Here is a 21,243-nt window from a genome sequence, read left to right as displayed (position 1 = left end):
AAAATTCCTCCTTAGTTTAATAAATAAGAGAAGCATACAGTTTCCTGCATGCTGTTAAATAAAGAACGGCACGACATCTAGTCCTGTCGTTTGTGGTAAGTCAAATTGCACATTCATATTTTGGATAGCTTGCCCTGCTGCCCCTTTGACGAGATTATCAATCACACTGACAATTGTTGCCCGATTTGTACGGGAATCTACTTTCACTAAAATATCGCAATAATTTGATCCTTTGACACGATTTGTCCCTAAACTTGATGCATCGGTCACAATCCGAACAAATGGATGATTTTCATAGGTTGCCTGTAAACAAGTGATCAATTGCGACTCCGTGATACCCGGCATTACAGGGGCATAAGATGTCGCCAAAATTCCCCGTGTCATGGGAACCAAATGCGTATTAAAAGTAATCGTTGTCTCTACTTGAGCAAACATGGAAAGTGCCTGTTCAATTTCTGGTATATGCTGATGTGTATTTACTTTATAGATTGAGAAATTCTCATTTGTCTCACTAAAATGGGTAGTTTGTGAAGGCTTATTGCCAGCTCCTGAAATGCCACTCTTTGCATCAATCACTAGAAAGCTAGGATCAATTAAGCGTTCTTTTATCAGTGGTAGTAAGGATAATAAGACCGCTGTCGGGTAACAACCCGGGTTAGCAATGAGTGGTGCTTGACGTATAAGCTCTGCATTCCACTCTGTTAAACCATATACACTCTGTTGAACACTATGGAACGGTGCCGCTTTTTTGCCATACCAGGTTTCATAGCTTGCGAGATCTTTTAACCGAAAATCACCAGATAAATCGATTAATTTTGGTCCTTTCCCAACCAAAGGCGGTAAAAGCTCACTTGTCACCCCGGATGGTGTACTCGTAAAAACAACATCAAATTTTTCTAAAGTGTCATACGCTATCTTTTGTAACGGTGTATCAGCTATCCTAACAAGATGACCAAATCTCGAAGAAAAAAGAACACCCTCTTCTGAAGAAGTAAATAAATCAATCTGATCTACAGCTGGATGATTATGTAAAAACCGAATAAGCTCTAGTCCACCATATCCAGTTGCTCCAACAATACCTACTTTCACTGCACTCACCTCTGAAATAAGTTAAAAATAGTATACGTCTGCATATTTATTAAGTCAACTGAATTTTTATTTAATTCCCTGTTTTTTTAAATAGACATTATTTCACCTTCACATCACTTGTAAATTCAGAAAAAAGAAGGCAAGAATCCCTTCGCTCATCGAATGAATCCCTGCCTTCTTTTTATGCACATGTTGTATAAATATCAATTGTTGTTTTAGTAGAGATGATTAATCTTCCATCGTTGATAAATCACCAGTCGGTAAATTTAATTCCCAAGCTTTCAATACGCGACGCATAATTTTACCACTACGTGTTTTTGGCAATTTATCTTTAAATTCAATTTCACGTGGTGCTGCATGTGCAGATAAACCTTTCTTAACAAAATCACGTATATCATCAATTAATGTATCAGAAGGTTCAACACCTTCTCGTAAGGATACAAAGGCTTTAATGATTTCCCCTCGCACCGGATCTGGTTTCCCTATAACTCCTGCTTCGATTACATCTGGATGCTCAAGCAGTTTACTTTCCACTTCAAATGGCCCAACGCGCTCACCAGCCGTCATAATGACATCATCCACACGTCCTTGGAACCAGAAGTAACCTTCATCATCCATATAGGCTGAATCTCCAGATACATACCATTCTCCTTTTAGGAAATAAGATTCATAGCGCTCTGGATTGCCCCAAATTTGGCGCATCATGGCAGGCCAACCACGACGAATGGCAAGATTGCCCATTGTAAAAGGTGGCACCTCATTACCTGCATCATCTACAATTGTCGCATGAATACCAGGGAGAGGTTTCCCCATTGAACCTGGCTTAATATCCATCGAAGGATAATTACAAATCATATGGGCTCCTGTCTCTGTCATCCACCATGTATCATGTATACGATGTCCTAGTTCCTCTACTCCCCAGCGAATAACTTCTGGATTCAAAGGCTCACCAACAGATAGTACATGGCGTAAAGACGTTAGATCATAGCTTTCAAGCAAGCCACTTCCTGCACCCATCAGCATACGAAACGCAGTTGGTGCACTGTACCAAACTGTCACACTATAATCTTCAATAGCTTGATACCATGCTTGAGGTGAGAATCTTCCCCCAACAATTAGCATTGTTACACCGTTTAACCACGGGCCAAAGATGCCATAAGCTGTTCCTGTAACCCACCCAGGATCGGCTGTACACCAATAAATATCATCTTCGCGTAAATCAAGTACCCATTGTGTCGATTGATATTGCTGAACCATCGCATTATGGACATGCAATACCCCCTTTGGAGCACCAGTTGAACCAGAGGTATAGTGAAGAATCATCCCATCTTCTCTGTCTACCCACTCTATTTCAAAATGAGCTGAAGCTTCTTTTAAATGTTTAGTAAAGTCTAGGATTTGAGCTGTTTCCTCAACATCCTCCCCTACTAAAAAGATATGCTCCAATTTAGGCAATTTAGCTAAAGGTACACGTTCAAGTAACGCTGGTGTCGTGACTAATACTTTTGCCTCACTATCAGCAAGTCGATCATACACAGCACCTTCCATAAAAGCTTCAAACAACGGTCCAACAATAACACCCATTTTCAACGCACCTAATAATGAAAAGTAAAGCTCAGGTGAACGTGGCATAAAAATAAATAAACGGTCACCCTTTTGCAAATTAGTAGCCGTTTTAAAAACGTTCGCTGCTTTGTTTGTTAACCTTTTCATTTCATTAAATGAGTATGCCTCTTTCCGTTTACCATCATTAAAATAAAGTGCCACCTTATTTTTACGATGTGTTTCTGTATGACGATCGATAGCCTCATACGCCATATTCACTAAACCTGTTTCGAACCAGCTAAATGCCTTTTCCGTATCTGCCCAATTATGAGACTCTGCCACTTCTTCATAATTCATTAAATGGTGTTGACCAGGTAAAGCCATTAACTTCTCCTTCATTTTCATCCCCATGAAAATACCCCTTTCTTCGCTTTTGTTTTTGACTAAATTTCAACAATCCCCCCTGTTGAAATTCAGAAAATATTTCAAAAGCAAAATTGATATGTAGCCCTTGTTATATAACAGTTAGCCATAGTAATAATGTTCAAATTCCCAACAGCACTACTTTTATCTGTTGAATAACAGAAGCAATATAATCTTATTTTACACGAATTCACATAGATTGTCTCAATATTTTTATTTTTCCAAAAATACAGGTGTATTTTGCAAAAATAAGCGTTTTTACGCAAGAAATCAGCTATAATGGAATTATTAAACTCAGGTGGTGTAATTATGGAACATAAAAAAACTTTTTTTTCTGTCACAAAGGAAACAAAGCATGGTACTGTGTATGTGGAAGGACCTGTGCCTCCAGAAAAATTAGCTACATATTCATTCCATGAAGGCCTGGTTGCCTTCAGACCTCCAAAACAACAGCAGCAGGCCATTATAGAAATTGCAGGACTTCCTGAAGGCCGAATTATTATTATTCGAAACGAAGATATTATCGTAGGCTATGTTACCTATCTTTATCCTGATCCACTTGAACGATGGGCAGAAGATCGTATCGATGACATGATTGAATTAGGCGCCATTGAAGTCATTCCAGACTACCGTGGAACTGGTGCTGGTAAGGCACTACTAGCCGTTTCATTTATGGGAGATGAAATGGAAGATTATCTTGTGATTACTACCGAGTACTATTGGCATTGGGATTTAAAAGGAACTGGTTTAAATGTTTGGGATTACCGCAAAATGATGGAGAAAATGATGAGCTCCGCTGGTTTCGAATATTTTGCCACGGATGATCCCGAAATTACATCACATCCAGCCAATTGCCTTATGGCGCGCGAAGGAAAACGTGTGCCTCCTGAGACAATGGAAAGATTTGATAGGCTTCGTTTTAGAAATCGTTTCATGTATTAAAACCAATACAAAGGGGATGCATATATGATTGTAGAAGAAATTATGAATGATGAGCCTTACACATTAGCTCCTACCAATACAGTGCATGAGGCTCTGAAGTTAATGCGTGAAAAAAAGGTTCGTCATTTACCAGTTGTAGATGACGAACGCCACGTTTTAGGTGTAATTACTGAACGAGATATTAAAGAGGTCTTGCCTTCATCTTTACAGGATGAACCAAACTCTCCTGTTTTTAATGCAAAAGTAGAGGAAATTATGGTGAAAGACCCTCTTATAGGTCATCCACTAGATTTTGTTGAAGAGGTAGCACTTACGTTTTATGAGTCAAAAGTAGGCTGTTTACCTATTGTCTCTGGCGGAAAATTGGTAGGCATTGTTACGACAACAGATTTACTCTATACCTATATAGAGCTGACTGGTGCTACAGAGCCTGGGTCCAAAATCGAAATTCGAGTATCAGATACACCAGGAGTTTTATTTGAAATCACGAAAATATTTCACCAACATCATGCCAATGTCCAAAGCGTCTTAGTTTATCCTGACTCTGAAAATACACAAAACAAAATTTTAAGTGTCCGAGTAAAAACACTAAATCCTTTAGCAATGATTGAAGATCTACGTAAAGAGGGCTTCGATGTCCTATGGCCTAATTTACCAGGTGTTTCGCTATAATGAAAAAGGCCGTATTCGTATACTCGCCGGAACAACTCGGATATAAATTTTCAGATACACACCCTTTCAATCATAAACGCTTGACGCTAACTATGGATTTACTAAAAAATATTAATGCTCTCGATGATGTAGATATTGTGCCAGCACGTGTTGCAACGGAAGAAGAATTGTTGCTTGCACATGATCCAAAATATATAGACATCGTGAAAAAAGCAGGACATGGTGAATTATCAGAAGCTCAATGTGAAAGTTATGGTATTGGCACTGAAGATACCCCCATTTTTGAAAATATGCATGAAGCAAGTGCACAGCTAGTTGGTGGAACTTTAACGGCTGTTGATTATGTAATGGAAGGGAAAGCCGAACACGCCCTTAACCTTGGCGGTGGACTCCATCATGGTTTCCGTGGTCGTGCGTCCGGTTTTTGTATTTACAACGATAGCACGGTTGCTATTCGTTACTTGCAGGAAAAGTACAATGCTCGTGTACTTTATGTAGATACAGATGCTCATCATGGAGACGGTGTCCAATGGAGCTTTTATGAGGATCCTAATGTTTGTACACTGTCCATTCATGAAACAGGTCGTTATCTATTCCCTGGAACAGGAAATATTACCGAACGTGGTAATGGCCAAGGCTATGGAACCTCGTTTAATTTTCCAATGGATGCTTTTACAGAGGATGAAAGCTTTCTAGAAATCTATGAACAGTCCATGCGAGAGATTTTTGAATTTTTCAAGCCAGATGTAGTATTAACGCAAAATGGTGCAGATGCCCATTACTTTGATCCATTAACACATTTACATGGAACCATGAATATTTATCGTGAAATTCCAAAGCTTGCTCATCAATTAGCACATGAGTATTGTGATGGTAGATGGATTGCTGTTGGTGGCGGTGGCTATGATATTTGGCGAGTGGTGCCTCGTGCCTGGTCCATGTTATGGTTGGAAATGACTGAACAAGCGTTACCAACAGGACCACTCCCTCAAGCATGGCTTGATCGCTGGCAACCAGAAGCACCTGTTCCATTTATTCCAACATGGGAGGACCCAATTCCTTTATATGAGCACATTCCTCGTAAAGCAGAAATAGAGGAAAAGAATGCTCAAATGTTAGCAAAGTCGCTACATATTATTCGGAATGAAAAACGAGATTAACCTCTTTGCCTCACGACATTCGTGGGGCTTTTTCTTTGGATTGGAGAGCTATCCACCGCTTTTGGTGGTATATCCATCCATTCTTGCGTTCTATCCAGCACTTTTGAACTGCTATCCTCTATTTCTGATGTTCTTTCCATCAATCAATAAAAAACACGCAAATCCTTCAGAAGCGATTTACGTGTTAGGAATCATTATTTACTTTTGACAGATTGTCGATGCTCAATACGGTGTGGTAAAATTACCGCCTCATCCTCGACTGCTTCCTTGCTCATTAACTTTGTCAGCAGGCGCATAGCAACAGCACCAATATCGTAAAGCGGTAGTGCGACACTTGTTAGCTGTGGGCGAACCATTCGTGCTAGCTTTGAGTTCTCAAAGCTGATAACTTCAATATCCTCTGGAACATTTTTGCCAGCGTCTTGTGCACCATGAATTAAACCGATGGCCAACTCGTCACTACCTGCAAAATAAGCTGTTGGCGGCTGTTCAAGAGTAGATAAAATCTCCCAAGCCTCTAAGCCCATATCATAACTGGACTCTTCTGCGGCAATTAATGCTTCATCTATTGGTAAACCAGCATCCTGCAATGCTTTCTTATAGGCTGCTAGCTTGAATTTTCCGTTAATTGTATACGAAAGTGGGCCAGTCACGAAACCAATCCGTGTATGTCCATTTTGAATAAGTAATGAAATTGCTTCATAAGCTGCCTGGAAATAATCGATATTCACAGTTGCAATTGTTTGGGATTCATCCACTGAGCCTGCAAGCACAATCGGTACTGGCGAATGATCCATCGTTTGCTGCATTTTTTCTGTGACCTCATCACTCATCATGACAATACCATCAACCTGTTTTCCAAGCATTGTATCCAGTAGCTGTAACTCTTTATCTTCATGTTGATCTGAGTTGGCTAAAATAATATTATAACGGTACATTGTGGCAATATCCTCTACACCACGAGCCAGCTCCGCATAAACATTGTTTGCAATATCTGGGATAATCACGCCAACTGTTGTTGTTTTCTTACTTGCTAAACCTCGCGCTACTGCGTTCGGACGGTATTCTAATCGTTCAATTACTTCTAGTACTTTTTTTCGTGTTGCTGGTTTTACGTTTTGATTACCATTGACTACACGAGAGACCGTTGCCATGGAAACATTTGCTTCTCTTGCAACATCATAAATTGTAACAGTCATCGTACGTGCCTCCCTTTTTTCCTATTATAGCCTTATCATACGATAATTTTCATATTATTTTCAAGAAGAACTACGTAAAAACCAAGTACTAATAGTCCTATTCTAGACATTATTTTGTCACGATATAACAAACACCGCCTGCCGAAATAAGCAAGCGGTGTTCGCTGTTAACAATTACGCATGAATTTCATGATTTTTCATGAATTTTTGTAGTGTTTCATAGAATGCGTCAAATGTTGGGATATCCATTTGTTGTTGTGAGTCAGACAATGCAACAGATGGATCTGGATGTACTTCTGCCATGACGCCATCAGCACCGATTGCAATAGCTGCTTTCGCACATGGTAATAATAAATCACGACGCCCTGTTGAATGTGTAACATCTACGAATACTGGTAAATGCGTTTCTTGTTTTAAAACTGGTACGGCTGAAATATCTAATGTATTACGAGTTGCTTTTTCATAAGTACGAATACCACGTTCACAAAGGATAATGTTTTCATTTCCTTTAGACATAATGTACTCTGCCGCATGAATAAACTCATCAATTGTTGCAGCTAAACCTCGTTTTAATAGGACAGGTTTATTTGTTGCACCTGCTGCTTTTAATAATTCAAAGTTTTGCATATTACGTGCACCGATTTGGATAACATCAATATAATCTAATGCTTCCTCTAAATGACCTGGTGTCACGATTTCAGTAATAACACCTAAACCATATTCCTCTGACACACGTTTTAAAATTTTCAGACCTTCTAACCCAAGACCTTGGAAGTCATATGGAGAAGTACGTGGTTTATATGCACCACCACGAATTAACTTTTCACCTTTTGCTTTAATAGAAGCGGCAACAGCTGCTACCTGCTCATACGACTCAACCGCACAAGGACCAAATACGAAAGATGGTTTTCCTTGTCCAATTAATTCACCATTGATATTAATAATTGTATCTTCTGATTTCTTCTTACGAGATACAAGCAACTCTTTCTTCTTATCAGCTTCAAGTTGTTTTAAAGCTGTTTTAAAGATTTGCTTAAATATATAATCAACCGTCATTTGGTTTAATGGACCTTGATTGTGTTCTTTAATAAGATCAAGCATGTGTCTTTCACGCAGTGGATCATAGCGATTCACACCTTGTTTTTCTTTAATTTTACCGATTTCATCAACTACAGCTGCACGTTCGTTAATTAGACGAAGAATTTCTAAGTTTAAACCGTCTATTTGACTACGTAAGCTTTCTAAATCTTTTTGGCTCATGCTTTCTTGCTCCTCTCCTCATGACAGACACTTTCAGAACTCTGAAATGTATGTTACATTTTTAGATAATAGCATTATTATAATCAATGTTGTTCAGAATGTCACGCATTTTTAATTTAGCGCTTCAACTCGCTAAATTATTTTCAAGTATGACGCGAAAGGAAGCGATTACATTGAGTTCTAAACTATTCGCACTTGATATTGGCACACGCTCAGTGGTCGGGATTATTCTACAAGAAGAAAATGACCATTTTCATGTGGAAGATATTCTAGTAAAAGAGCATAAAGAACGTGCCATGGTAGATGGACAAATACATAATGTCATGTATGTGGCAGATTTAATTAATGAAATAAAACGTGAACTTGAAGAGAAACACGGGCCTCTCACAAAGGTAAGTGTTGCTGCAGCAGGTCGATCTTTGAAAACGGAACAGGCTAGTGTGACCATCAATATACGTAATCGACCAATTTTTACTGAAGAAGATATTAGTCGCTTGGAACTTCAGGCTGTGCAACAAGCACAGCAACAACTCTTGCAACAAAAAGAGGATGCAAAAATTAGCCACTATTATTGTGTAGGCTACTCAGTCCTCTATTATCGCTTGGATGGCGAGGAAATTGGCAGCCTCTTGGATCAACAAGGGGATGAAGCCCAAATCGAAGTGATTGCAACGTTTCTACCTCGGGTAGTGGTGGAATCACTGATTGCCGCTCTTAAACGGGCGGATTTAGAGATGGAAGCATTGACATTAGAGCCGATTGCTGCCATTAATGTGCTAATTCCTCCAACGATGCGTCGCTTAAATGTGGCACTTGTTGATATAGGAGCTGGGACATCGGATATTGCCATTACGGATAAAAGTACAGTTGTGGCTTATGGCATGGTACCAACAGCTGGCGATGAAATAACAGAAGCTTTAAGCGATCACTATTTGCTAGACTTCCCTGTAGCTGAAGAGGCAAAACGTCAACTACAAACAGCAGAGGAGATACTGATTCAAGATATACTAGGCTTTGATCAGTTCTATCCCAAGGAGGAAGTTTTTTTAGCGATTGAGCCTGCAGTGAAACAGTTGGCAAAGTCTATCGGAGAAGAAATTTTACGACTCAATAACCGAGTAGCACCCAAAGCCGTTATGCTCGTTGGTGGAGGTAGCTTAACACCAAATCTAACTACAGAACTTGGCCAAGTTCTGGATTTACCAGCAAATCGTATTGCTGTTCGAGGTATTGATGCTATTCAAAACTTAACAAAGGAAGAACATATCAAAGCCTCACCTGAATTAGTCACGCCAATCGGTATTGCCATTGCTGCTAAAAAAATGCCGATTCAATATATGAGTTTAACGGTCAATAATCAAGTGGTTCGCCTTTTTGAACTAAAAGAAATGACTGTGGCAGATGCTTTTTTAGCTGCGAATATTCGCGCAAAGCAATTATATGGAAAACCAGGTCATGGGCTTTCTATCAGTGTCAACGGACAGGATATTTTTATACCAGGTGGGCATGGCCAGCCAGCAGAAATATTTGTAAACGGGCAACAGGCATCAACAAAAAGCCTGATTAAAACTGGAGATGCCATTCAGCTAATAGAAGGGCTAGATGGGCAACAGGCAACGGCTACAGTAAGAGATCTTATAGATGAAGCAGCAATAAAGACGGTGACTATTCAAAATACCAAATATGTGATTGAGCCGAAAATTACTGTGAATACCTCTTCAGCATCTCTTGAAACGGTTTTAAACGATCGTGATATTGTCGTTTTTGACATAGCCGAAACAATCGAGGATGTATTTAAAATCACAAATAATTGGCATTTATTAAAGCAATTTGAATCCTATACGATTCAAGTTGATGGACAACCTTTGTATTTACCAGAATTTTCATCACAGCTAATGATTAATGGAAAAGTAGCCAAACTGAGCTATGCTGTACAAAATGGAGATGTGATTAGCTTCCAACAACCATCTTTACCAACCGTACAACATATAGCAGACCAAATGAACCTTTTGCTAGAGGATAAAATCATCATTCATTTTCAACAAGAAGTTTTGGAACTAAGGAAAACAGCAAATGAAGCGATTGTCAATAAAATGGTTGTGTCACCACAGTCCACTGTACCAAATGGGGCGACTTTAGTATTTAAAGAAAAGGATCGCAGTCGTTGGATTTATCAAGATGTTTTCCGTTTCTCTAATTGGCAGCTACCAAGCGCCTTTAAGGGGAATTTTACGATTTTAAGAAATGGTCAGCCAGCAAGCTTTGATACAGAAATATTCGGTGGTGATCAATTAGAAATACTATTAGAAACTTCACCAATCATTTAAAAAAGGGATACGTTACAACTTTATCTTGTAACGTATCCCTTTATATTATGCACTAAGCACGAACTTCTTCATTTGTCTCTTCTTTTTGTTGTGTTTCTTCTGTCGTCTCTTCGGCTTTTGGTTCCTCACTTGGAAGAAAATCCTCTAGCGGTTCTTCCCCTTCAAAGGAAACCGTACCATCATCAAAAACAGTTGGTGCTTTTGCCGTTTTTAATGTTTTTACTTTCTCCACTAATTGTGTAGATTGCTCTTGAATTTGTTTAGAAAGTTGAACTGTTTTATCTTTTGCAGTTGTCGAGAAGTCTGCACTCTTATCTTTTAACTGAACAGCTTGTACAGCCACATCACTCCGTAAATCTTTTCCTGATTTTGGAGCTAACAGTAGACCTGCAGCAGCACCTACGATTCCTCCAACTAATGCGCCAATCACAAAATCCTTCATGTTTACACGCTCCTCTTCATAAATCGAGTCTTGCGGATGATAAAGCTGAGGCAATGAACTTTCAAGCTGTTGTTCCTTTACTTCGTTAAAATTTGGCTTTTGAGTTGTCATGCAACAATTCCTCCCCATCTAATTATCAAATTTGTCTAGACTGGTTGTCCATCTACTTTCACAGATGCATCTTCAACTTATGTCTAAGACTTTATTTTTATTCAGTCAGCATGGAATACTTACTGAATAATCATCATTTTTTACGACCCCATTTTCTTTTTGGTGTTTCTTCTACTTGCACAGTTTCAAATGCATAGGCATCAGGTGATACCGATTCTTGCTCAATGATTTTGCGTTTTTTCCATTTATCTGCAATACCCATCGCAACATTACTCCATTGTACAACTTGTGCAATTTTTTCTTCGTTCTGTTCTACGCTTTTAGAAACAGAAGAAGTAATCTGCTGAACAGAATTATTTAAACCATTCACGGAGTCACCAATACCTTTAACAGCTTGAACAACTGAATTTAATTGTTCAGATTTATGTTGAATATCCTCTGCTAAGCTATTTGTTTTTGATAATAAAGACGTTGTTTCGCGTGTAATGCCTTCCATCTGGCCTTCAATCCCAGATAATGTCCCAGCTAAGCTGTTTAGAATGGACTTGAGTGAGAATAAAGTCATGCCCACGCTCACACATAAAATTAAAAAACCGATTGCAGCAATAATGGCTGCAATATACAAAATCACTTCCATAAGTTGACCTCCTGCTAGTAAATTGTCTTTACTATTACTTTCCCTATCTTCGACAAAAAAAACGGAATTCCTGCTTAAATTTGAGAAAAAACAGCTTAACCCCTACGGACTAAGCTGTTTCATTGTTTTTAAGCACGTCTTCAAAAGCATCTTGGAACTTGTGAACATCACCAGCGCCCATAAATAGGAATACCGCGCCATTATGTTTTGTTAATATATCAATTCCTTCAGTGGTAATCACTGCACTGCCTTCAATAAGTGATGCTAAATCATGAATAGAAAGCGCACCTTGCGTTTCTCTCGCAGAGCCAAATATATCACATAAATAGGCTGTATCCGCAAGGCTCAAACTATCCGCAAAATCTTGTAAAAAAGCTTGTGTACGTGTAAATGTATGTGGTTGGAAAATTGCAACTAGCTCACGTTCAGGAAATTTTTGTCGTGCTGATTGAATTGTCGCACGAATTTCAGTTGGATGGTGTGCATAGTCATCTATTAAAACATTATCCCCTATATCGGTCTCAGTAAAACGTCTCTTTACACCTTTATACGTGTGTAAGCGATCCTGAATAATGTCTGGTGAAATGCCTTCATATTCACATAGCGTAATCACCGCCAATGTATTTAAAACAGCATGATCTCCAAATAACGGGATAAAGAAAGTGCTATAAAATTCATTACGTACAAAAACATCAAATTTTGTACCCTCAGTTGTTTTTTCTACATTACGAGCTTCAAAATCATTTTCAGCACCAAATCCATAATACACAACTGGCACTTTTGCTTGAATACGCTGAAGCTGTTCATCATCGCCACATGCTATAATTGCTTTTTTCACTTGTAATGCTAATGATTGAAAGGCAGAATATACGTCCTCTATATTAGCAAAGTAGTCTGGATGATCGAAATCGATGTTCGTCATCACAGCATAATCAGGATTATAGGCTAAGAAGTGACGGCGGTATTCACATGCCTCCATGACAAAGAAATCCGAATTTTCATGACCTGCACCAGTACCATCACCAATTAAATAAGATGTTGGTTTATAACCACCTACCACATGTGCCATTAAGCCAGTCGTAGATGTTTTACCATGTGCACCTGTGATAGCAATGGATGTATAGTTGCCAATATATTCACCTAAAAACTTATGGTAACGAATGACTTCTACACCGATTTCTCGAGCACGTACTAATTCAGGATGATCGTCGGAAAATGCATTTCCTGCAATCACTGTCATACCTTCTTTAATATTATCTGCATTAAATGTAAAAATTGGAATATTACGTTCACGTAACGGTTGCTCCGTGAAGAAATATTTATCGACATCTGAGCCTTGTACTTGTTCACCAGCATCAAATAAGATTTGCGCTAGCGAACTCATGCCAGAACCTTTAATGCCTGTGAAATGAAAAACTGTCATTAATTAAACCCCCCGGGAATTTCAATATCCCATCTATCATCTATTAGGTGTATCGTATTATTTTACGAATGGTTAGGTATTAATACCTTCACAAGTGTTAAAAAATACGTACTATTCAACACATCTTGTCTATTATAGCACTTTTTATGCATAAGGATAGATGTGTAACTTTTCTAAAAAAACTAAATTCGACTTAAATTAGATAATCTAGACGAAAACAATGCAATTCTTATTCAAACATAGTAATTAAATCTTCTTCTGTAATGTAACTTTCACGCGGCTTACTTCCTCTCGCTTCCGAAACAAAACCATGTGATTCTAACATATCAATTAAACGAGCAGCACGATTATAGCCAATATGATACTTTCGTTGAATCAATGAAGTAGAAGCGCCCCCTTGCTCATAGACAAATCGGCAAACATCTTCAAACAAATCGTCCTGTTCTGCGGACACCTCTGTTTTCTTCAATAATTCCTCTTGATCGAAAATATAATCAGGCTCTCCTTGTTCACGAACATGCTCAATAATCGCTTCAATTTCATCGTCTGTAACAAATGTTCCCTGTAGGCGCACTGGCGCTGACATACCATTACCTAAATATAACATATCCCCTCGACCAAGTAACCTTTCTGCTCCCTGCCCATCTAAAATGGTACGGGAATCAATTTGAGAGGAAACAGCAAAGGCAATACGTGTAGGGATATTTGATTTGATTAACCCTGTAATAACATCCACAGAAGGTCTTTGCGTTGCAACAATTAAATGAATACCACATGCACGCGCCTTTTGGGCAATACGGCAAATAGCTTCCTCTACATCTGCTGGAGACATCATCATTAAATCAGCTAACTCATCAATGACAATTAAAATATAAGGCAACTTCAGACTATGTTCATTATTTTTATCCGCTATTGCGTTATAACGTGTAATATCACGTGCACCTGCATGTGCAAATAGTTGATAGCGACGCTCCATTTCCTCTACAGCCCATTTCAGTGCAGCCGTTGCAGCCTTTACATCGGTAATGACTGGACTAACTAAATGTGGAATATGGTTAAATGGCGCCAGCTCCACCATTTTAGGGTCGATCAGCATGAGTTTTAACTCGTGAGGTGCAGCTTTATATAATAAACTAACCAAAATAGAATTAATACAAACCGATTTACCCGAACCCGTTGCACCAGCAATTAAGCCATGAGGCATTTTTCGTAAATCTAACGTAACAGGCTTTCCAGTTAAATCAAGACCTAAAGCTGCCTCTAATGGCGAATCCGACTCAACGAAAGAGGCACTATTTGTTACCTCAGATAATCGAACAGCTCGAGATACTCGATTTGGAATCTCAATACCTATTGAGCTTTTCCCAGGAATTGGTGCCTGAATACGAATATCTTTTGCTGCTAAGGCAAGTTTTAAATCATCTGCTAAGTTTCGAATTTTACTAACCTTCGTACCATGACTCACCGTTATTTCAAATTGAGTAACAGCTGGGCCTTGCATAATCGATTCAATTTGCGCAGAAACTTGGAAATAAGATAATGCTTCGACTAATGTATCGCCCTGTTGCTCCATCCAATCCGTATCCTGTGTTTTTTCCTCTGGTGGCTCTAGGTATTCATCCGTTGGCTTTTGATAGACATGAACTGGCTTCGCAGGTATTACAGCTTCCATTTCTACTACTTGATCCTCAACCGATTCTACTGGAACAGCCTCTACAATTTCTGAAACTACTTCTATGTCGGGAGCTGGTACTGGTTCAAGATCTGGATCTAGCTCAAGTTCTGGCTCTACCTCAAGTTCCGTATCTAGCTTAAGTTCTGGCTCTTGTTCCAGTTCCGAATCTAGTTCTGGTTCTGGCTCTAGCTCAGGTTCAGGCTCTAGCTCAATAGTTGCTGAAATTTCATCAGCGGTTGCTTTTTCGATTGCTATTCTTTCTTTCGTGGAGATACCTGACATTGATGTAACAGGGGCCATTGTAATCACAGCTACAGGCTCTTCAGCACTGTATTTTGAAGTGACACTTTCTACATCATCTTTAATATCAAGTTGGACTGGAAAATCTGCTTGTGATTGAACATTCTCTGTCATAAGCAAATCAATGTCCTCTTCTGGCTTTGTTACGCAAGTTTCATTTGTTGTAATGCTGTCTAAGGAAGATGATTCTTCTGTCGTCACATCCACTAGCCTATTTTTCACTGCTTCAGGCTTGCTTTCTACACGGATAGGCTGCTGGGCCACCTTTAATTGCTGTTGAATTCTCCATCTTTCTTTATCTGTTTTTAACATGAGTACATTAAATGGAATTCGACTTTTTTCTTCCCTCGATGCAGTATCAGGAGATTGGTCATCCATTGACGGTTGAACGACTGTAACTTCTCCAATATGGATCGTAGAATTTTCGATTTGTACTTGTTCCACAATCATTTCCTTGACATGGATTTCAGATGAATCTGCAGAAAGTTGTTGAACAGTTTGATCTTGCACAACAGCTTCCTTCACTTGATCTTCAAAATCCATTGCAAAAGAAGACGTTTGAGGTACAGTTGCATTTGATGACAAATTATCCATTTCATCTTTATGCTCAACCAACACTTCGTCCTCAAAAATAATGGGTTCATTTACTGTCGATAGCTCTTTCGGTTGAATGATTTCATGATGCTCTGTAACAACCGTTTGGATTGTGCTAGCCGGCTCTTTTTCTTCTATTATATTTTCATTTACCTCATTTGTTGTCGCTTCTTTTAAAGGCTTTGCAGCAGTTATCTTTTCAACTGCCTGTACATCCGTTTCTTGCTTCTCATATTCTTCTTTTCTTTTATCTAATAATTCTTTGATTGGACTTGGTTTTGCAAAACCATAGACGGGTGAAGGCACATCTGTTGGCACAAAACGCTTACGATTCTCAGGTAAAATATTTTCAACTTTTTGTTCTTTCCGCTGACTCTTTTCTTTTGGTGCAGGTGTAGGGTTTATATTAGCAGTCTCATTTTGTGCATCTCGAAACACTAAGCTTGCTCTTGAACGATATTCCTGTTCTAAAGGCTGACTTTTCATCATTGTTTTTCTACCTGTTCGTTTAGACCGGTTTGCTAGTAAATCCCGAATCCCTGAAACCTCTACATCATAAACACTAGAGTCGACAATATGATGATTTAAATGCTTTGGTAACGATAAATCTCCAATTTGTCCATAATCATCCTCATCCATTTGGTCAAACATTTCTTTTGATGGCGTGTATGATGTCCCACCTTCATCATCGTCAATCAAAGGGAAACGGAAAGTCTTTTGCTTAGCCATTGGTGGTTCTTTATGTGTATGTAATTGCTCTGACTGTACTTCTCCATAGTCCTCATAATATTCTTCATACTCATAATCTTCGTCTTCTTTATTAATAAATTTACTAATTTGTTTTTTAAACCAGTTCACTTCGTTTCACTCATTTCTCTTACACTTCATTTATAGCATTGTCTAGTTTTCTATTATTCCATAGCTCAATGTCTACATGAAAAAGCATACCATAAAAACGGTCTTGAAACTTGCATTTAGAGGCTCATTCTAAACAAAAAAATCGTTATGCTACTAGCATATTAGTAACATAACGATTTAGGGCATTTCACCTTGATACAAGGAATAATATCATGATAAAACATTTAAATTTTAATAATTTCTTTTTAAAATAGAGGAATTTTTATTTAGTTGGTGCTTCAAAAGCACTACCAACAATAGCATCCTCTGGTAATACTAAAATTCCTTTTTCAGATGGTGCGTTAGGAATCGCTAATTCACGTGCTGAACAAAGCATGCCGTAAGAATCAACACCACGTAAATTTCCTTCTTTAATAAGCATTCCTGAAGGCATTACGGCACCAATTTTCGCAACAACTACCTTCTGACCTGCATCTACATTCGGAGCACCACAAACAATTTGTAATGTCTCATCTCCTACATTCACTGAACAGATACTCAATTTATCAGCATTAGGATGCTTGTCCTTTGTCTCTACATAACCAACAACAAACTTTGGAGAAAAATCAACATCAAGATTGATACTAGCTCCATTTTTTTCGATTGCTGCTGTTAGCTGCGCTACTAATTCTGGTGTCACTTCCACTAAGCCTTTTGCTTCAGTTTGGATGTAACTGCTTGCATTAAATAAATTAAAGGCTTTAATTTCTCCTGTTTGAGCTTCCTTTAAAATAGCAATATCTCCAGCGCGTTCTACTACTGTTTTCACAATAGCCTCCGTTGCTAGTTGAACTAGTAAGACATCTCCTACATGCTCTTTGTTGTAAAATACGTTCATTGTTATTCTTGCTCCTTTTTCACTCTGTTTTTGGCTAAGATAAAGATCGGTTCTAGTTCCCCATCTTCATAAATAAAAGATAATGACGTAATCGGTACCGTACCGACAGCAAAGAAATGCATCGTCATCTGTGCTAATACATCATACCCTGTTTCATTGCGAATATCACCTATAATTAATACATCTTGATGTGGCACAGATAATGTCATATCACCTTCCACTAGTGCATGCATTTCTTTCAAAAAGCTATCATTTAAAATACGGCTAGCATCATAGCCATCATTCACATTGACAAAATAAAAAATATTACCTGCTACCTCATCTTTTTTATAAGCGGTTGGTAATTGCTTCACCGAAAAGCGTGCCATTTCTCTAATTTGCTCGACAGTTAATTGTAATGTTTCTAGCATGGATTCATCAATAAAGCGATAGGTTTTACCTAAATCGAGTGCATAAAATATACGTGTTTCAGCTGTATGCTCAGTTGTTATAAAGGCATGTCCTTCTTTCGATGCTTGGGGATAAGAAGTGGCACGAATAACTGGATAAATATGTGTAGTCGTTTGGAAACCCTGTTCTTTTTCTCGCTCCATCGCATTAAAGGTTTGCTCAATCGTGTATACGACTTCTTTAATCGCCGCCTCTTGCTTCTCATTATATTTTGCTAAGATTCCAGGCAAGGAAAGCTCCATCCCTTTTTCAATCGTCTTATGATTCAAACGTAATTTATCATGCTTTTTATCAAAATGAAATTCATATTTTTCTTCCGTTAATTGCTTTTTTAATAGCTCGACTAGTTGTTCGGACTTCATTTGTTTCATCTTTTTCACATCCTAACTTCAAAATGAAACGGCTCACATGTTTGTGAACCGTTCTGTTCAATCCTTCTATTTACTTCATCTTAACCGAATGAACGATTTTCGTCATCTCACGCAAATTATTTTCAATTTGTTTAGCCTTTGAAATGGTTGTCATCTTCACACCACCACTACTAACAATGAGCTCCATTTCATTTTCTTCGTCTGTTTTTAGAACCGCAGTGAAGCCAAAACGACCGTCCTTATCATAAGTTGACTCTTCGATAATTTTGTCAGCTTCATTTTCTTTTAAAAGACTATAATAAAGCTTACTGTCTTGTGCTTCACGATCATTGATAAAAAGAATATAGCTTTCTTTTCCTTTTGAAATCACAATATTATAAGCATCTGAACTGTCTTCAACTTTAAAGTTTGAAGGTAAGTATAATTTAATATCCCCAATTTCCACTGTATGTTCTTCTGGCTCTTCAGCAAAAACCGTCTCCGTTAATTGGAGGCCATTAGCAATTTGATCATCTATAGATTGATTACAGCCAGAAAGGACAAGAAGTAAAAGCATTAGGCCAATAGCTCTTAGCCATGAAAACGACATGTCTCTCTTCCTTTCACTACGAACTTTTTTCTATTTTAAAAAAATTATTCATAAGATGCAACCTAACTATCCTGTTATCACTAATTCTATTTAACTATTTTTGTGAAAATGTGAACAAATATTGTCCGATCAAAAGTGATACAATATGCTCAAACATCATCTGTCTACTCACTAAACCTTGTGTAAAAATACCTACAGCACCTGTACCTTGACGAATATCTCGGCGTTTTGTATATTGTTCCATAATAGGGCCAAGTTCTCCCCCAGTTCTTATTTCCCGGGCAATTTCTTTTGGTAGTATAATTTGTGCACCAGCAGCTGTAAACATTGTCCCGTCTGACACCGTTAAGGCACCCCAGTTACAAACATACATGTCACCATCGATTTCAGTTACGCCACCTTCTAAACCGAATGATAATTCTGCACCTGTTAAAATCAAAGCATTTTTAGCACGATTCATTGCCCCTAATCGGGTTTCTTCATTACTTATTGGTTGATCTGATACTTCAGAAGCAGCTTTCACATGAGTAAAGATAGAACCCTCAAAGTATTTTCGAGCAATTACTTCAACTGCTTCTGTTTTGGCTTTATTGGTTGTGCCAATTGCTATCTTCATCTAATCCCTACTTTCTTTCCATAGAAAAAGATGCCCCTAAAAGGCATCTTCCTAACTTCTTATACATTAGCGCGAATTGTCTCTAATGTCGAACGATCTGCTTTTTTCACTAATTCAAGAATTAACGCTTTGGCAGCCGCATAATCATCAATGTGAATAATAGACGCTGAAGTATGAATATAACGTGAGCATACGCCGATAACTGCACTTGGAACACCATCATTCGCTGTATGCACTCGTCCAGCGTCTGTTCCACCTTGGGAGACAAAATACTGGTAAGGGATATGATTTGATTCGGCAGTATCTAAAATAAATTCACGCATACCACGATGTGTAACCATTGTACGATCTAAAATACGGAGTAAAGTTCCTTTGCCAAGTTGTCCAAATTGACTTTTTTCTCCTGACATATCGTTGGCAGGAGAAGCATCTAACGCAAAGAATAAATCTGGTTTAATCATGTTTGCTGATACTTGTGCACCACGCAAGCCAACTTCCTCCATTACATTTGCACCTGAATATAAATGCGAACCTAGTTTTTCGTGTTGTACTTCTTTCATTAATTCAATCGCTAGACCACAGCCATAGCGGTTATCCCAAGCCTTGGCCATAATTTTTTTCGGATTTGCCATTGGTGTGAATGGACAAATTGGTATGATGGATTGTCCAGGACGAACACCCATAGCCATTGCATCTTCTTTATTGTCAGCACCAACATCGATGAGCATATTTTTTATATCCATTGGCTTCGCACGTTCTGCATCTGTTAGTAAATGTGGTGGGATGGATGAAACAACACCAGGAATTGCACCATTTTTCGCATATACTTCTACACGCTGTGCAAGCATAACCTGGTTCCACCAGCCGCCCAATGTTTGAAAACGGATCATCCCATTATCTGTGATGGACGTAACCATAAATGCTACTTCATCCATATGACCAGCAACCAAAACTTTCGGTGCATCCGCAACATCACTGTGCTTAACACCAAAAATACCACCTAAATTATCTTGAACAATTTCATCCGAGTATTTTTCTAACTCAGAACGCATGAACGCACGTACAGCGTGTTCATTACCCGGAGCGCCTGGTAATTCTGTTAATGTTTTAAATAATTGTAATGTTTCCTCATTCATGATGACTCTCTCCCCACGAAGTAGAATATTCTTCCTTGCCTATTGTAACACAATTATTTCCGAATTCGAAATATTGATACATTTCCTAAATCCGCTAAATTGTGAACGTGCATTCACTCTATAGGCTATGCTAAAATAAGGGTATAGAAAAAGGAGGAAAAAAGTATGAAATTACGTGATTTTTTAATTGGTGTCGCAACTGGCTTAGCTGCCGCAGTCATTATTAAAGAAGCTAGTGAAAAAGTTTCTCCGTTCGTACCTGCAGGACAAGTACTTGAAAACATAAAAAGAGAATTTAAAAAGGATTCGCCGATTGATGGTTCTTGGATTTTTATGAAAACTGAAGATTTCACAAATGGTATTATTACCATCCCAGTATATCGCGGGGGGATCTCGCGTATGCATGAAGGTGAGATGCAGACATTCGAATTTGCTGCCGATGCACGCTCTGGTGTTGTCGTGGAACTAATAGAAGTTTAATCATGTATAGACAATAGAAGCCATCTCATTTATTGGAGATGGCTTCTTATAATGTTGAAAAACAAAA

The 21,243-nt window shown here is 38.4% G+C and carries 18 protein-coding genes; 5 read left to right on the top strand and 13 right to left on the bottom strand.

What is annotated here, in order from left to right; all coding sequences use genetic code 11:
- Positions 1-54: 54 nt before the first annotated feature.
- The gene (gene argC, locus ACEVFT_RS20730) at positions 55-1,089 is read right to left on the bottom strand and encodes an N-acetyl-gamma-glutamyl-phosphate reductase (protein ID WP_393951183.1); all 1,035 of its coding nucleotides are present in this window, start codon (positions 1,087-1,089) and stop codon (positions 55-57) included.
- A 228-nt stretch (positions 1,090-1,317) separates the two neighbouring features.
- Entirely contained in the window at positions 1,318-3,045 is a 1,728-nt protein-coding gene (gene acsA, locus ACEVFT_RS20725) for an acetate--CoA ligase (protein ID WP_393951182.1), read from the bottom strand.
- Between the two features lie 321 nt (positions 3,046-3,366).
- Here acsA and ACEVFT_RS20720 point away from each other — a divergent pair, with 321 nt between their 5' ends.
- The 3 genes from ACEVFT_RS20720 to ACEVFT_RS20710 are packed head-to-tail and all read left to right on the top strand — an operon-like array spanning position 3,367 to position 5,831.
- The gene (locus tag ACEVFT_RS20720) at positions 3,367-3,999 is read left to right on the top strand and encodes a GNAT family N-acetyltransferase (protein WP_036078398.1); all 633 of its coding nucleotides are present in this window, start codon (positions 3,367-3,369) and stop codon (positions 3,997-3,999) included.
- A gap of 24 nt (positions 4,000-4,023) precedes the next feature.
- On the top strand, positions 4,024-4,671 hold the full coding sequence (locus ACEVFT_RS20715; protein WP_205445010.1) for an acetoin utilization AcuB family protein: 648 nt from the start codon (positions 4,024-4,026) through the stop codon (positions 4,669-4,671).
- Positions 4,671-5,831, top strand: a complete 1,161-nt coding sequence (locus tag ACEVFT_RS20710; RefSeq protein WP_205445012.1) for an acetoin utilization protein AcuC — start codon at positions 4,671-4,673, stop codon at positions 5,829-5,831. Before ACEVFT_RS20715 ends, ACEVFT_RS20710 begins: the two co-directional genes overlap by 1 nt.
- Before the next feature lie 194 nt (positions 5,832-6,025).
- On the opposite strand, the gene ccpA is transcribed toward ACEVFT_RS20710, so the two are convergent.
- Together ccpA and ACEVFT_RS20700 are read right to left on the bottom strand one after the other, a co-directional pair.
- Positions 6,026-7,030 (bottom strand): catabolite control protein A, encoded by a 1,005-nt coding sequence (gene ccpA / locus ACEVFT_RS20705; RefSeq protein WP_342441303.1) that lies wholly within the window; start codon positions 7,028-7,030, stop codon positions 6,026-6,028.
- 174 nt (positions 7,031-7,204) lie between these two features.
- Positions 7,205-8,290 (bottom strand): bifunctional 3-deoxy-7-phosphoheptulonate synthase/chorismate mutase, encoded by a 1,086-nt coding sequence (locus tag ACEVFT_RS20700; protein WP_004226108.1) that lies wholly within the window; start codon positions 8,288-8,290, stop codon positions 7,205-7,207.
- 173 nt (positions 8,291-8,463) lie between these two features.
- Here ACEVFT_RS20700 and pilM point away from each other — a divergent pair, with 173 nt between their 5' ends.
- On the top strand, positions 8,464-10,617 hold the full coding sequence (gene pilM, locus ACEVFT_RS20695) for a pilus assembly protein PilM (protein ID WP_205445015.1): 2,154 nt from the start codon (positions 8,464-8,466) through the stop codon (positions 10,615-10,617).
- A gap of 52 nt (positions 10,618-10,669) precedes the next feature.
- On the opposite strand, the gene ACEVFT_RS20690 is transcribed toward pilM, so the two are convergent.
- The 9 genes from ACEVFT_RS20690 to ACEVFT_RS20650 all read right to left on the bottom strand — a co-directional run bounded on the left by ACEVFT_RS20690 (position 10,670) and on the right by ACEVFT_RS20650 (position 20,696).
- Positions 10,670-11,170, bottom strand: a complete 501-nt coding sequence (locus ACEVFT_RS20690) for a YtxH domain-containing protein (RefSeq protein WP_393951181.1) — start codon at positions 11,168-11,170, stop codon at positions 10,670-10,672.
- Positions 11,171-11,303: 133 nt separating this feature from the next.
- Positions 11,304-11,807: a DUF948 domain-containing protein gene (locus ACEVFT_RS20685; RefSeq protein WP_004226103.1), complete on the bottom strand. Its 504-nt coding sequence runs from the start codon at positions 11,805-11,807 to the stop codon at positions 11,304-11,306.
- 109 nt (positions 11,808-11,916) lie between these two features.
- On the bottom strand, positions 11,917-13,230 hold the full coding sequence (gene murC / locus ACEVFT_RS20680) for a UDP-N-acetylmuramate--L-alanine ligase (protein ID WP_205445019.1): 1,314 nt from the start codon (positions 13,228-13,230) through the stop codon (positions 11,917-11,919).
- A gap of 229 nt (positions 13,231-13,459) precedes the next feature.
- Positions 13,460-16,657, bottom strand: a complete 3,198-nt coding sequence (locus ACEVFT_RS20675; protein ID WP_393951180.1) for a DNA translocase FtsK — start codon at positions 16,655-16,657, stop codon at positions 13,460-13,462.
- 262 nt (positions 16,658-16,919) lie between these two features.
- Positions 16,920-17,534, bottom strand: a complete 615-nt coding sequence (gene ytpR / locus ACEVFT_RS20670; protein ID WP_342441308.1) for a YtpR family tRNA-binding protein — start codon at positions 17,532-17,534, stop codon at positions 16,920-16,922.
- A gap of 2 nt (positions 17,535-17,536) precedes the next feature.
- Complete coding sequence (locus ACEVFT_RS20665) at positions 17,537-18,355, bottom strand: DUF1444 domain-containing protein (RefSeq protein ID WP_205445023.1); 819 nt, start codon at positions 18,353-18,355, stop codon at positions 17,537-17,539.
- Positions 18,356-18,425: 70 nt separating this feature from the next.
- Positions 18,426-18,944, bottom strand: coding sequence for a hypothetical protein (locus ACEVFT_RS20660; RefSeq protein ID WP_205445025.1), 519 nt, complete (start codon positions 18,942-18,944; stop codon positions 18,426-18,428).
- 94 nt (positions 18,945-19,038) lie between these two features.
- The gene (locus tag ACEVFT_RS20655; RefSeq protein ID WP_393951179.1) at positions 19,039-19,560 is read right to left on the bottom strand and encodes a DUF84 family protein; all 522 of its coding nucleotides are present in this window, start codon (positions 19,558-19,560) and stop codon (positions 19,039-19,041) included.
- 59 nt (positions 19,561-19,619) lie between these two features.
- Positions 19,620-20,696, bottom strand: a complete 1,077-nt coding sequence (locus ACEVFT_RS20650; protein ID WP_393951178.1) for a M42 family metallopeptidase — start codon at positions 20,694-20,696, stop codon at positions 19,620-19,622.
- Positions 20,697-20,861: 165 nt separating this feature from the next.
- Here ACEVFT_RS20650 and ACEVFT_RS20645 point away from each other — a divergent pair, with 165 nt between their 5' ends.
- Positions 20,862-21,176: a hypothetical protein gene (locus ACEVFT_RS20645; protein ID WP_337976851.1), complete on the top strand. Its 315-nt coding sequence runs from the start codon at positions 20,862-20,864 to the stop codon at positions 21,174-21,176.
- Positions 21,177-21,243: the final 67 nt, after the last annotated feature.

The sequence above is a fragment of the Lysinibacillus sp. PWR01 genome (assembly GCF_043359455.1).
Taxonomy (GTDB): domain Bacteria; phylum Bacillota; class Bacilli; order Bacillales_A; family Planococcaceae; genus Lysinibacillus; species Lysinibacillus fusiformis_F.
The sequence above is the reverse complement of the archived record's forward strand: the minus strand, read 5'-3'. Positions and strand labels throughout refer to the sequence as shown.